This window comes from Lujinxingia litoralis, from assembly GCF_003260125.1.
GTDB classification, from domain to species: domain Bacteria; phylum Myxococcota_A; class Bradymonadia; order Bradymonadales; family Bradymonadaceae; genus Lujinxingia; species Lujinxingia litoralis.
Genome location: NZ_QHKO01000010.1, coordinates 138,465 through 151,483 on the forward strand (window position 1 = coordinate 138,465; position 13,019 = coordinate 151,483).

The window sequence follows — 13,019 nt, forward strand, 5'->3', positions numbered from 1 at the left end:
GGGGGATCTGCCTGAACGTAGCGGCATGGGCTGACGAGCCAAATGCGAACCCTAAGGAAGTCCTGGCCGACACGCAAGCGCTTCGCCAGCAAAGGGGCCCGAGCACACCGGGAAAATGCCTCGCCCTGGGGTGGCTATTCCCTGCGCCGGACTCCCCCTCCCTGCTTGGAAAATGACCGGGTTTCGGTGTATCCCTTCGCCAGCCCCCGCCCTCCACGGTCGTTCTGTGAGGCCCGCTCTGAGCGCTACAGCCCCCCCTCGTCTTGATTCTCCCCTGACCACAGCCCTGATTGGCTGCGGCCAGGTGGCCCGCAAGCACGCGCACGCGTTGCGCTGGCACCAAGAGCGCCTTGAGGTGGCCGGCGTGGTCGATCCTCATCTTGAGCGGAGCCAGGCGCTGGCCGACCAGCTCAAGGCCCGGGCCTTCCCCACGCTCGATGCTCTCTTCGAGGCTTGCAGCCCGGAGCTGGTCACGATCGCCTCTCCCACCGGATTGCACAGCGCTCACGCCGTCGCGGCCGCCCGCGCCGGAGCCCATGTGCTGCTGGAAAAGCCCTTGAGCACCTCGCTGGAAGATGCGCGCCAGATGCTCAAAGCGCTTCGCCTGGCCGATCGTCAGCTCTTTGTGATCAAGCAGCTCCGCCATCACCCCCTCTTTCTGGCGCTGCGAGACGCCGTGAAGCGCGGACGCTTCGGGCGCATCTATACGGTGGGGTTGCAGGTCTTCTGGAACCGCTCCCAGAGCTACTACGATTCGGCCGACTGGCGCGGCACCCGCGCGCTCGATGGGGGTGCGCTGATGAATCAGGCCAGCCATTATGTGGATCTGCTGACCTGGCTCTTCGATACCCCGGCGGATGTCTTTGCGCGCGGCGCCGCGCTGGGCCGCGCCATCGAGGTGGAAGACACCGCGCTGCTCACGTTGCGCTGGCCCGAAGGCATGCTGGGAACCATGCACGTCACCATGCTGACCTACCCGCAAAACCTGACCACCAGCCTCACGATCATCGGGGAGCGCGGCACGGTACGCCTGAGCGGCCGCCTCTGCGACACCGTCGAGGCCTGGGACTTTGAGCGCCCCGAAGCTCAGGATAAAAAGGTGCCAGAGATGGCTACTTCGGTGGGCGAGGTCCTGGCCCGGGGACATGCCCTGGTCCTCGGCGCGGTGCTCGATCACCTGGGCGGGCATCCGAATGCGCCGATTGTATCGGGCGAAGAAGGGCTGCGTTCGTTGGCGATCATTGAGGCCGCCTACGCCTCGATGCGCACCGGCCGCCCCGTTAACCTGGAGCACTGAGCTTTGAGCGACCATCCTCCCCTTGCGCCGGCCTGGGCGCATCCCAGCGCCATCGTGGATGAAGGCGCCGAAATCGGCCCGGGAACCCGGATCTGGCATTTTGCCCATGTGTGCGCCGGCGCCCGCATCGGACAACGCTGCTCCCTGGGGCAGAACGTTTACGTGGCTCCCACCGCGCGCATCGGTGAGGGCGTAAAGATTCAGAACAACGTCTCGGTTTACGACGGGGTGGTGCTGGAGGACGATGTGTTCTGCGGGCCCAGCGTCGTCTTTACCAACGTTCGCCATCCTCGCGCGCATGTCTCCAGACGCGATGCCTACCTGCAAACCCACGTGGAACGCGGCGCCACCCTGGGCGCCAACACCACGGTGGTCTGCGGCGTGCGCGTGGGCGCCTACGCCTTTGTGGGCGCCGGGGCCGTGGTCACCCGCGATGTCGCCCCCTATGCGCTGGTCGTAGGCCAGCCGGCACGCCAGATCGGCTGGGCCTGCTTCTGCGGGCTCACCCTGCCTCTTCCCTCCCCGCACAGCACCTGCACCGAATGCGGCCGGCGCTACCGGCTGGAGAAGGACGCGCTGGCCCCCCTTTAATGCTCTCGTATCACCCTCCGCTCTTCTTTGCGCCCGGCACTCTGCCGCGCAACGCCCCCCCGGAGCTCTCATGGCTGTGCCCTTTTTTGATCTGACTCGCCAGTACGCCGCGCTTGAAGACGACATCCGCCCGGCCATCGATCAGGTGCTTCGCTCCCAACAGTGCATCGGTGGCCCGGTCGTCGCGGAGCTGGAAGAGCAGCTGGCCCGCTACGTGGGTGTACGACACGCGGTGGGGGTCTCCAGCGGCACCGATGCCCTGCTGCTGAGCCTGATGGCACTTAACCTTAAGCCCGGCGACGAGGTGGTCACCTCGCCATTTACATTTTTTGCCCCCATCGGCTCGGTGATGCGCCTGGGAGCCACCCCGGTCTTCGTCGACATTGAGCCCGACGGATTTAACCTGGATCCCACTCGCCTCACCGAGGCCATCGGCCCGCGTACCCGGGCGCTGCTCCCGATTCATCTCTTCGGCCAGTGTGCGCAGATGGATCAGGTGATGGCCGCGGCCTACTCCCCCACCGGAGAAGCGCTGCCGGTGATCGAAGATCTGGCGCAGGCTCTGGGCGCGCAGTTTGAAGGCCGCCAGGCCGGGAGCTTTGGGGCGGCCGGCTGTGTGAGCTTTTTCCCGACCAAAAATCTGGGCGCCGCCGGCGATGGCGGGATGGTCTTCACCGACGATGACGCGCTCCACGAGCGTCTGCGTCTGCTCGCGCGCCACGGTGCTCGCCCGAAATATCATCATATCGAGGTCGGCGGGAACTTCCGGCTCGATGCCATCCAGGCGGCGATCCTCAGCGTTAAACTCCGCCATCTGGAGGCCTTCTGCGAACGCCGGCGCGCCCACGCCGCCTACTACGATGAGGCGTTGGCCGGGCTGGAGGGCCTGACCCTGCCCTCGCCAGGCCCCGGCCATCAGCCGGTGCATAACCAGTACGTCGTGCGGGTCGCCGATCGGGCGCGCCTGGTCGCGCACCTCCAGCAGCGAGGCGTGGGCAGCGCCGTCTACTACCCGGAGGCGCTCCATACTCAGCCGGCGCTGAAGGCGCTGGGTTATCAGCGCGGCGACTTCCCCCGGGCCGAAAAAGCCTGTGAAGAAGTGCTGGCCCTGCCGATTTTTCCCGAGCTGCGGGTCGAGGAACGCGAGCAGGTGGCCCGGGCGGTGCGGGAAGGACTGCAGCCTGGCGCGCCCGCTACTTAAAACGCATGACGCCCGCGACCTGAGCAAGGTCGCGGGCGTCGGATAGACTCGCTCGCTGCGTTGGCACAGGCTCAGCTCGCCATCTTTCCGCCCTTCTTCGACGGGGCGTCGCCGGGCTCGTCGTAGCGGTAGCGATAATAATAGGCGTAGCCGTAGCCCGCGTTCTCATCGATATCGTTAAGCACCGTGCCGCCAAAGGGAGCCCCGATCGACTCGAGCTGCTCAATGGAGCGACGCAAGAGTTCCTGACGGGTCTGACCAAACTTCAGAATCAGCAGCACCACATCGGCCGAGTGGCTGAGCACCAGCGCGTCGGAGACCGCGGCCAGGGGCGGCGAGTCGAAGATAACACGGTCGTAATTGTCGCGAAGATCGCGCACCAACTTGCGGAAGCGCTCGGTCTGCAAGAGCTCCGAGGGGTTCGGCGGTACCGGTCCGCAAGTCATGACCTCCAGGTTTTCGATGCCCGTGGGCCGCACGCACTCGGTGAAGGGTCGCTCCCCGGCGATGGCCTCCGAGAGCCCCACCTTGTTGTCCATCCCCAGGGCCTTGTGGACGCGGGGGCGACGCATATCGCTGTCGATCACCAGGGTGCGCTGCCCCGACTGCGCCAGCGCAATCGCCATGTTCACCGAGGTCAGGGTTTTGCCCTCGCCGGGGCCCGGGCTGGTCATCAGGAGCACGTGCGGAGGGTTATCCGGCGCCATGAACATCAGGTTGGTGCGCAGGGTCTTGATCGCCTCGGCAAAGGAGCTGCGGGGAGCCGTGTGGGTCAGGGTATCAAGGGCCGAAACCCCGAACTTCTCCACCCCTTTGACCGCGCTGGCGTTGACCGCGGGGAGCATCCCCAGGATCGGGCGGCTGGTGTACTTGGTGACGTGATCTTCGGTCTTCACCGTGGTGTCGAGCGCGTCGATGAGCACCATGATCGAGCCGCCCACAAAGAGCCCCAGGAGCAGCCCCACCGCCAGGTTCAAGGGCACCTGCGGGCTGATCGGCGAGGAGGGCACGTCGGCGTTTTCCAACACCTGAATGATTTCGCTCTCGTAGAGGGCGTTGAGATCGAGTTCGTTGGTGCGGCCCAGCACCGACTCGTAGTGCAGGCGCAGCGTCTCGGTGCTGTCGCGCATCTCGGTGTACCGAAAACCGATCTGATTGAGCTCGGCGATCTCGGCTTTGTGACGCTCGATCTCATCTTGAAGGCTCTCGGTGTTGCGACGCGTGACGGCGGCGCGGTTGGCCACCGCGGAGCGGATGCGCCCGATCTCTTCGTCGATCGACTGACGAACCACGGCCAGCTGCTCATCCACCGCCCGCACCTCGGGATACTCGTCCAGGTAGCGGGTGGTGAGCTCCGCGCGACGCTCCAGCAGCTCGCTCTCGCGATCGAGCCCCCGCTTAAGCGCCGGGCTGTCGACCAGATCGCCCAGGGCCCGCAGGTCTTCGCCACTGGACTCCATATTCTCGAGCTGATTGAGCAGGGCCTCCTCAGCAAAGAGACGCGCCTGCACCTCGCGGTGCTGCTCGCTCACCGAGGCCAGCCCCTCGGCGGCCATCTCGCGGCGATCCTCGAAGCTATGCGAGAGGATGTTATTGTCGCGCTGATACTTCTGAAGCTCGGAGCTGGCCTGATCGAGCTCCTCGCGTTTGGTGGAGACGTAATCATCAAACCAGTTCGCCAGCTGGCGCAGCCCACCGGTCTGGAACTCGCGGATGTACTCGACATAGGTCTCGGAGATGCCGTCGGCGATCCGCGCGGCCAGCTCCGGATCTTCGTAGCGCACCTGGATCAGACCCACGCGGCTGTCGCGCTGCAGCGAATACACCGCCACGCTCTGGAGCGTGTTGACGGCGCGCTTCATGCGCTCATCCTCATCTAACTGCTGGGCGGATGCAGGCAGAAAGCCCGGCGCGTCCAGCAGCCCCTCGCGCTCCACCACACGGCGCGCGAACCATTTCGAGCCGAGCACCTCTTTCTGCGTGTTCCAGAACTGCTCAAACTGCCAGCGACCGCCGGGATCGACCAGTTCCACCCGCTCAAACTGCTTGCCAAAAACATTGGGGCGCGATTCATGAAAGATCAGCTTACTGGTAGCCTGATAGATGCGCGGTTGGCGGTCGGTCCAGAAATACGCCGCCGCCACGCACGCGATCGAGGTCAGGATCAGCACCCAGTAGAAGCGCCGAAAGAGCACCCAGTAGCGCCCGATCAACGCGCCAAGCGACTCACCGCGCTCTTCGGGCGCGCTCTGGGAGCGCGGCTCCTGAAATCCGTACTGGTCCGACATAGTGCTCTCTGGTCATTGGGGGCCGAAGTGGCCTTTTGACGACGCGGCGCGCGATCGTAGAGACTCAAGGGGGCGGCGTCAACGTCGCCCGTAACCCGGCAATGCCCCACCCCGAGGCGCCTGATGGCCCAGCGAACATCCCGCCCAGTCTGGCTAAAGGTCTCCACGATCTTGATCGCCATTTTGCTGCTGGCAAGCCCGATGTTGATCGGCGGCGTGCATGCGCTGAGTGCGCTGGTGCTGGTGTTATTGGCCCTTGTAGCCGCCGTGATCAGTGACCGGGGCCGAGGTGTGCGGCCAACGTCTATCCGGCTGCTCTCTATTCCGGCGGCGGTCTTCGGGCTCTTCGGGGTGACGGCGCTGGTGCAGGCGCTGCCGCTGCCGGCCGGGCTGGTGGGGCTTTTGAGCCCGAACTCCGCCCGGGCGCTGGAGTTGACCTGGGAGGCGGCCTACGGCTCCTCGCCGCAGGTGGGCTTTCGCTCGCTTTCGCTGGATGCGCGAGCCAGCACCGCTCATGCGCTGAAATGGTTTGCGCTGTGCGCCGCGGCGCTGGCGGCGAGCAACCTGGGACGCTGGCGAGGGCTGCGGCGCCAGGGCATCTGGGTGGCGGTGGCCGCCGCGGCTCTCGTCGCGCTGGCCGGCGTGTTGCAAGCGCTCAGCGGCACCGAAAAGATGCTGGGCGTCTACCAGGCCAGCCTTTCGCCCCGAGCCTGGGCGCCCTTTGTGAGCACCAACCACGCGGCGACCTACTACGGGCTGGCCGCGCTGATGGCCGGGGGGGGAGCGCTGGTGTGGGCGCGGCGTCATCGCCCGCTGGCCGCCGCGCTGATGGTGAGCGCGGCGATCTTCGGAAGTCTGGCCATCGCGCATCGCAGCCAGGGAGCGCTGCTGGCGCTGGGGGCCGGAGCGCTGGCCGCCGGGGCGATGATTGCGGCCCACGCCACGCGCCAGCGCTCCCAACCGATGGTCGGCCCCAAAATGCTGCTGGTGCTCGGGGTGCTGGCCGCCGCGTTGACCGCCGCAGCCCTCCTGTTGCCCGAACACCTGAGCCTGGCCGAGCCGATGGGGCAAACAAGCCTGGCGGTGCGCCTGCATTTAAGTAAAGCCGCGCTCTCGGCCGCCGGTGACTTCTGGTTGACCGGCGCCGGGGCCGGGGCCGTCAGTCAAGCGCTGCCCGCCTACCTGGATCCGCACCTGGTGGGCATGCACAGCGTCCCCACGATTGAAAACGAGCCGGTGGAGTGGCTCTTCGGGTTCGGGCTTCTGGTCGGGCCGGCCGGCCTGCTTCTGCTGGCGATGAGCATCTTTTATCTGGTGCGCAGCACGCTGCGGGCCAGCAACCCGCTGCTGGGAGCGCTAAGCGTGGGGCTGGCCGCAGCGCTGGCGATGTCCTCGGTGTTTCACTTCCCCTTCTTTACGCTGGGGATTTCGCTCCCGGTGGTGATGCTCATTGAACTCTGCACTTCGCGCCATGGCGAGCAAGAAGATGGCTACCACCGGCGCCTCACGCCGCGGGCCTACCGCCTGGTGCTGGCGGGGCTGGGGACGGCCACGCTGCTGACCGCCGCGCTGCACTGGGGGCTCTATGCCGAGGACTCCCCGGAGAGCGGGGAACCGGACTACCAGCACATTCTGGCGCGCTATCCCACCGACGTGGCCACGCTGACCGATCTCAGCGTCGAGGCCCGGCAGGCCGGCGAATACGAACGAGCGCTGGCGCTGGCCGAGCGGGCCCTGGCGCTGAATCCCTTTCCTCAGCAGGGGCTGGTGGTGGCCCGAGCGCTGGCGGCCAACGATCGTCACCAAGAGGCCGCCGAGCGCTGGCGCGCGCTCTACGCCGAGCCTCACCTGGCGCCGGCGAGCTGGCTGGAGTCGTTTTTGTTACGCGATCTGCGCGCGCCTGAACTCCGGGCCCGGGCCCTGGGCCGGGCCAGCGAGATGTTCCTGGCCTACGCGCTCGATCGCTGTGCCAAGGTCGACAGCCCCCAGGCCGCCGCCGAGCTGGGGCTGGCGCTCCTTGGCGAACGCCCGACCAGCCCGGCCGTGCACCTGGGACTGACCCGGATCTACCGTGAGCTTAAGCTCTGGGAACTGAGCGAGCTCTGGGCCAGCCAGCTCCTGGCGCAGGATCTGCGAGAGGCCCCGCAGAGCCAGCAGGAAGCGCTGCGCGAGCTGCTGCAGATCTACCACCGCCTGGAGCGCCCCGAAGAAGCCGAGAGGCTGGCCCGGCGCGCGCTGAGTCGGGGCTGGCTCGGAGCCGACGCCGCGCGCGATCTGATGGCCACCCTTCCGCCGGCCACCGATCCCGAGGACGCCACCACACCGCGTCAGGCCCTGCTTCTACGCGCCTACGAGATCGGCTGCGCCCCTCCCCTGCGTCCGCGCGATCAGCGGATCTGCTGGCGCAATGCCGCGGCCTTCGCCGAGGCCGCCGGCGAGCTGCGCCGCGCCCAGATGTTTTTGGAGCGCGTCAGCCGAAAGCACCACGATCCGCGCGATCTGGGACGCTTTCTGGTGCGCCAGAAAAACTGCGTCGAGCTGGCCACGCTGGTGCGTCAGTACGGCCAGGGGCCGCATCGCGATACGCTGCGCCGGCTGCAGGGTCAGTGCGCCCGCTGAGGCCCGTGATGGCGAGGCGGGGAGGCGGCGTGCGGCGTTGACGCGGCAGCCGGGGAGGTTAGCTTTTGCGTCATACCTGTTGAATGGGGTGCGCCACTGGATGGGCGCGCCCGCGTCGGCCTGCCGACGCTCATCACACCCACCGAGCAACGAGTGTGGGGGGAGCCCAAACCCGCGTCGTACTCGCCGCCTGGCAAGTTTACGACGCCTCAGCGCGCCTCGGTGCCAGGTTGTTTCTCGGCCAGCGCATGGGAGCATCGCTTATGGCGATGAACATGCTGTCGCGATGGATGGACCCTCTAAGTCGTCTGCCCGCCGGCTGGCGCAGCGCAATCCTGGCGCTGGCCCACCTGGCTTTCTTCTCGGCGGCGTACCTGGGGGCCTTTCTCTTTCGTTTCGATCTGAGCATTCCGCCCGCCTACTACGACCCCGTACTCAAGGGGCTGGCCGCGCTGCTGGTCATCAAGACGGTGGTCTTTGCCTACCTGAAGATGTTTCAGGGCTGGTGGAAGTACGTCAGCCTCTACGACATCATCTCGCTGGCCTATGCCCTGGCGATCTCGGCGCTGGCCTTTATGGCGTTCAACACCCTGGTGCTGCGCCCGGAGAGCTTTCCGCGCTCGATCTACCTGCTGGACTTTACCCTGAGCCTGGTCCTCTTAAGCGGGGTGCGCGGCGCGCTGCGGCTGGTCCGCGAGGCGGTGGCCTTGAGCGGCGCGGGCTCCGGCGCGCGCAACCTGATGATCGTGGGGGCGGGCGACGCCGGCGACCTCCTGGTGCGCGAGATCAACCGCACCCGCAGCCTGCGCCTGCGCCCGATCGTCTTCGTCGACGATGACCCCTACAAACGGGGGTTGCGCCTGCACGGCATCCCGGTGGAGGGCCCCATCGATCGGCTCGGCCAGCTGGTGGCGCGCCATGATATTGAAGAGATCATCATCGCCCTGCCCCCCGAGGAGCAGGCCCAGGTGCGCCGGGTGATCGAGCGAGCCGGCCCCCTGGGGGTGCACACCCGGATTCTGCCGGCAGTGGAGGCTATGCTCGAGCAGGAGGTCTCGCTCCACCAGCTGCGCGAGGTCTCCATTGCCGACTTGTTGCGCCGTGACCCGGTCGACCTCGATCTGGACCGCCTGGCGAGCTTCCTTAAAGATCGTCGGGTCCTGGTCACCGGCGCCGGCGGCTCCATCGGTAGCGAACTCTGCCGCCAGATCGCCCGCTTTGCCCCCGCTCGCCTGATCCTCGTGGAACAGGGCGAGACTCCCCTCTTTGAGATCCACCGCGAGCTTATCTCGCAGGGGCCCGAGAACATCGTCCCCTGTGTGGCCAATGTGGCCGACCTCACGCGCATGCGGGCGATCTTTGAAGAGCATCGCCCCGAGGTGGTTCTGCACGCCGCGGCCTACAAGCACGTGCCCTTGATGGAGGCCAGCCCGGCCGAGGCGGTCAAAAACAACGTTCGCGGCACCGCCGTGGTCGCCAGCCTCAGCGCCGAATTGGGAGTGGGCACCTTTGTGCTCATTTCCACCGACAAGGCCGTCAATCCCACCAGCGTGATGGGAGCGACCAAGCGCATCACCGAGTGGCTCATCGCCCGCCAGGGCCAGCGCTCGCCAGAGACCCGTTTCTGCGCGGTGCGCTTTGGCAACGTGCTGGGCTCCAACGGCTCGGTGGTGCCGATCTTCCGCGACCAGATCCGCCACGGGGGGCCGGTCACCGTGACGCACCCGGAGATGACCCGCTACTTCATGACCATCCCCGAAGCCGTGCAGCTGGTGCTCCAGGCGGCGAGTTTCGAGAGCCAGTCCCGACTCTTCATCCTGGATATGGGACGCCCGGTGAAGATCGCCGATCTGGCCCGCGATATGATCCGCCTCTCCGGCGCCAGCGAAGACACCATCCCCATCGTGTTCACCGGCATCCGCCCCGGAGAGAAACTCTTTGAAGAACTCACCCTGGATGAAGAAGACGTCGACCGCACCGCGCATGCGCAGATCTTTGTGGGCCGCAAATCCAGCGACGCCCCCCCGAGCTTCGACGTGCTTTATCCCCAACTTCTCGACGCCGCCGATCGCGGCGATCACGAGGGGGTGCGCGCGCTGCTGAGCGCCCTCATCCCCGACTATCAAGCACCGCATACCGACGACACGATCATCGAACTTCCGCCACGGCGCGCCGCGCGCTGAGCGCCACAAGCTAACGCCCTGAGGGCTCGCGCTCTACGCCTTGGCGGCTGATTCCTCTGGCGCCCGGGGCTTCCCGGCCCCGGCCCGCGCCACGCACCCCACAAGGAGCTGTGATGAATCTGACGATCATCGGCACCGGCTACGTCGGCCTGGTCACCGGAACCTGCTTTGCCGAGATGGGCAACCAGGTGACCTGTGTCGACGTCGACGCGCAAAAAGTCGCCCTGCTTCGCCAGGCGCGAAGCCCGATCTTTGAGCCGGGCCTGGAGGAGATGCTCGCGCGCAACATCGAAGCCAAACGCCTGCGATTTACCACCTCCCTTAAAGAGGCCTGCCAGCAGAGCGACCTCTTCTTTATCGCCGTGGGCACTCCTCCCGATCAGGACGGCTCGGCCGATCTTCAGCACGTGCTCCAGGTCGCCCGCCAGCTCGGCGAGTTTCTGGAACGCGACGCCGTGGTGGTCGACAAATCGACGGTGCCGGTGGGCACGGCCCAGATGGTCAAGGAAACCATCGAACATCACCTTGAACATCGCGGTGCCGACCTGACCATTGAGGTCGTCTCCAACCCGGAGTTTCTCAAAGAGGGCGCGGCGATCCAGGACTTTATGAAGCCCAACCGCGTGATCATCGGCACCGAGAGCCCCGGCGCCCGCGAGCGCCTGGCCGAGCTCTACGCTCCCTTTAACCGCAACCACCAGCGCCTGCTCTTTATGGGGACCCGCGATGCCGAGATGACCAAGTACGCGGCCAACGCCATGCTGGCGACCAAGATCTCGTTTATGAACGAGATCGCCCACCTCTGTGAGGAGCTCGGCGTGGATGTCGAACACGTGCGCCAGGGCATCGGCAGCGATGAGCGCATCGGCTACCACTTTATCTACCCGGGGTGCGGCTACGGCGGCTCCTGCTTCCCCAAAGACGTGCGCGCGCTCTCTCAGATGGCCCGCCAGCGCGGTCTGGAACCAAAGATCCTCGACGCAGTCGAAGCGCGAAACCGGGCCCAGAAAGAGCGTCTGGCTCAGAAGATCGTCGCCCGCTACGGTGAGGACTTACGCCAGCTGAGCTTCGGGCTCTGGGGGCTGGCGTTTAAACCGGGCACCGACGACTTGCGTGAGGCCCCCTCGCGCGCCCTGCTGGAGCAGCTCATCGCTCGAGGCGCCCGCATTCAGGCCTACGACCCGGTGGCCATGGAGGCGGCCCGCGCGCAATTTCCGCCGAGCTGGTTTGACGACCAGCATCTTATGCTGGCCGAACACCAGTATGCCGCGTTAGAAGGAGTCGACGCATTGATTCTGGTCACCGAGTGGAAACCTTTCCGCCATCCCGACCTCGCCGCCATGGGCCGGCTGATGCGCCACAGAGTTGTGTTTGACGGCCGCAACCAGTACGACCCGCATCAGCTGGCGGCGGCCGGCTTTGAGTACGACGCCATCGGCCGCGGCACCTACGTGACCGACGCCGCGTTGATGATTCCCGCGGGCTCCGGCCCCGAACAACCTCGCTAACCTTCGCCTTCGCAGGAGACCTCATGGGCACCCCCACCCTGAATTCAGCTCAGATCGCCATCGTCGGGCTCGGCTACGTCGGGCTGCCGCTGGCCGTGGAGTTCGGGCGTCGCTTTGACACCGTCGGCTTCGACATCAACCCGCGCCGCGTGGCGGAACTTCGCGAAGGCCGCGACAGCACCCGGGAGGTGGAGCCCGACGAGTTGGTCAGCGCCCAGAAGCTGCGCTACACCACCGAACTCAACGACATCGCCGATTGCAACGTCTACGTGGTAACCGTGCCCACGCCGATCGACGAGCATAAGCGCCCCGACCTCTCCCCCCTGGAGAGCGCCAGCCGCTCGGTCGGCGCGGTGCTCAACAAGGGCGATGTGGTCATCTACGAGTCCACCGTCTATCCCGGCGCCACCGAAGAGGTCTGCGTGCCGATTCTGGAGGAGACCAGCGGACTGCGCTTTAACCAGGACTTCTTCGTGGGCTACAGCCCCGAGCGCATCAACCCCGGCGACAAGAAGCATCGCCTGACGACCATCGTCAAAGTCACCTCCGGCTCCACCCCGGAGGCCGCCGAATTTGTCGACGCCCTTTACCGCTCGGTGATCACCGCCGGCACCCACAAGGCCAGCTCGGTGAAGGTGGCCGAAGCCGCCAAGGTCATCGAAAACACCCAGCGCGACGTCAACATCGCCCTGATCAACGAACTGGCGCTGATCTTTAACCGCCTGGGCATTGATACCGAAGAGGTGCTTCTGGCCGCCGGCACCAAGTGGAACTTTTTGCCCTTTCGCCCCGGCCTGGTCGGCGGACACTGCATCGGCGTCGACCCCTACTACCTCACCCACAAGGCCCAGGCCATCGGCTACAACCCGGAGATGATCCTGGCCGGACGCCGCCTCAACGACTCCATGGGCAGCCATATCGCCCACCAGGTGGCCAAACTCATGACCCAGCGCCGCCTTCAGGTCGTCGACAGCAACGTCCTGGTCATGGGGCTGACCTTCAAAGAGAACTGCCCCGATCTGCGCAACACCCGGGTCATCGACATCATCCGCGAGCTGGAGACGTACCACGCCCGCGTGCATGTCTACGATCCCTGGGTCGACGCCGACGAAGCGCGCCACGAATACGGCATCGACCCCATTGCCGCCCCCACCCCCGGGCACTACGACGCGATCATCCTGGCGGTGTCCCATGACGAGTTCAAAGAGATGGGCGTCGAAAAGATTCGCGCGCTGGGCAAGGAGGGCGCCGTGGTCTACGACATCAAGTACGTCCTTCCTCCCGGCGACTCCGACGCGCGCCTCTAATTCACTCTCCTTCGGCCCGACGAGC

Annotated in this window: 8 protein-coding genes; 7 read left to right on the top strand and 1 reads right to left on the bottom strand. The window is 66.2% G+C overall.

What is annotated here, in order from left to right; translation table 11 throughout:
* Positions 1-172 precede the first annotated feature (172 nt).
* From DL240_RS17035 to DL240_RS17045, 3 genes are all read left to right on the top strand, one after another.
* Entirely contained in the window at positions 173-1,297 is a 1,125-nt protein-coding gene (locus DL240_RS17035; protein WP_283808362.1) for a Gfo/Idh/MocA family protein, read from the top strand.
* 3 nt (positions 1,298-1,300) lie between these two features.
* A complete protein-coding gene (locus tag DL240_RS17040) occupies positions 1,301-1,888 on the top strand; it encodes an acyltransferase (protein ID WP_111731103.1) in 588 nt (195 codons plus the stop codon).
* A gap of 70 nt (positions 1,889-1,958) precedes the next feature.
* Entirely contained in the window at positions 1,959-3,089 is a 1,131-nt protein-coding gene (locus DL240_RS17045) for a DegT/DnrJ/EryC1/StrS family aminotransferase (protein WP_111731104.1), read from the top strand.
* 71 nt (positions 3,090-3,160) lie between these two features.
* Here DL240_RS17045 and DL240_RS17050 read toward each other — a convergent pair whose 3' ends face one another.
* Positions 3,161-5,377: a GumC family protein gene (locus tag DL240_RS17050; RefSeq protein WP_111731105.1), complete on the bottom strand. Its 2,217-nt coding sequence runs from the start codon at positions 5,375-5,377 to the stop codon at positions 3,161-3,163.
* Positions 5,378-5,500: 123 nt separating this feature from the next.
* Here DL240_RS17050 and DL240_RS17055 point away from each other — a divergent pair, with 123 nt between their 5' ends.
* From DL240_RS17055 to tviB, 4 genes are all read left to right on the top strand, one after another.
* Positions 5,501-7,996 carry a hypothetical protein gene (locus DL240_RS17055; protein ID WP_111731106.1) on the top strand — a complete coding sequence of 832 codons (2,496 nt, stop codon included), beginning with the start codon at positions 5,501-5,503 and terminating at the stop codon, positions 7,994-7,996.
* A 263-nt stretch (positions 7,997-8,259) separates the two neighbouring features.
* A complete protein-coding gene (locus DL240_RS17060; RefSeq protein ID WP_158542693.1) occupies positions 8,260-10,179 on the top strand; it encodes a polysaccharide biosynthesis protein in 1,920 nt (639 codons plus the stop codon).
* Positions 10,180-10,292: 113 nt separating this feature from the next.
* A complete protein-coding gene (locus tag DL240_RS17065; RefSeq protein WP_111731108.1) occupies positions 10,293-11,687 on the top strand; it encodes a UDP-glucose dehydrogenase family protein in 1,395 nt (464 codons plus the stop codon).
* A gap of 23 nt (positions 11,688-11,710) precedes the next feature.
* Entirely contained in the window at positions 11,711-12,994 is a 1,284-nt protein-coding gene (gene tviB, locus DL240_RS17070; protein ID WP_111731109.1) for a Vi polysaccharide biosynthesis UDP-N-acetylglucosamine C-6 dehydrogenase TviB, read from the top strand.
* The last annotated feature ends 25 nt before the right edge of the window (positions 12,995-13,019 follow it).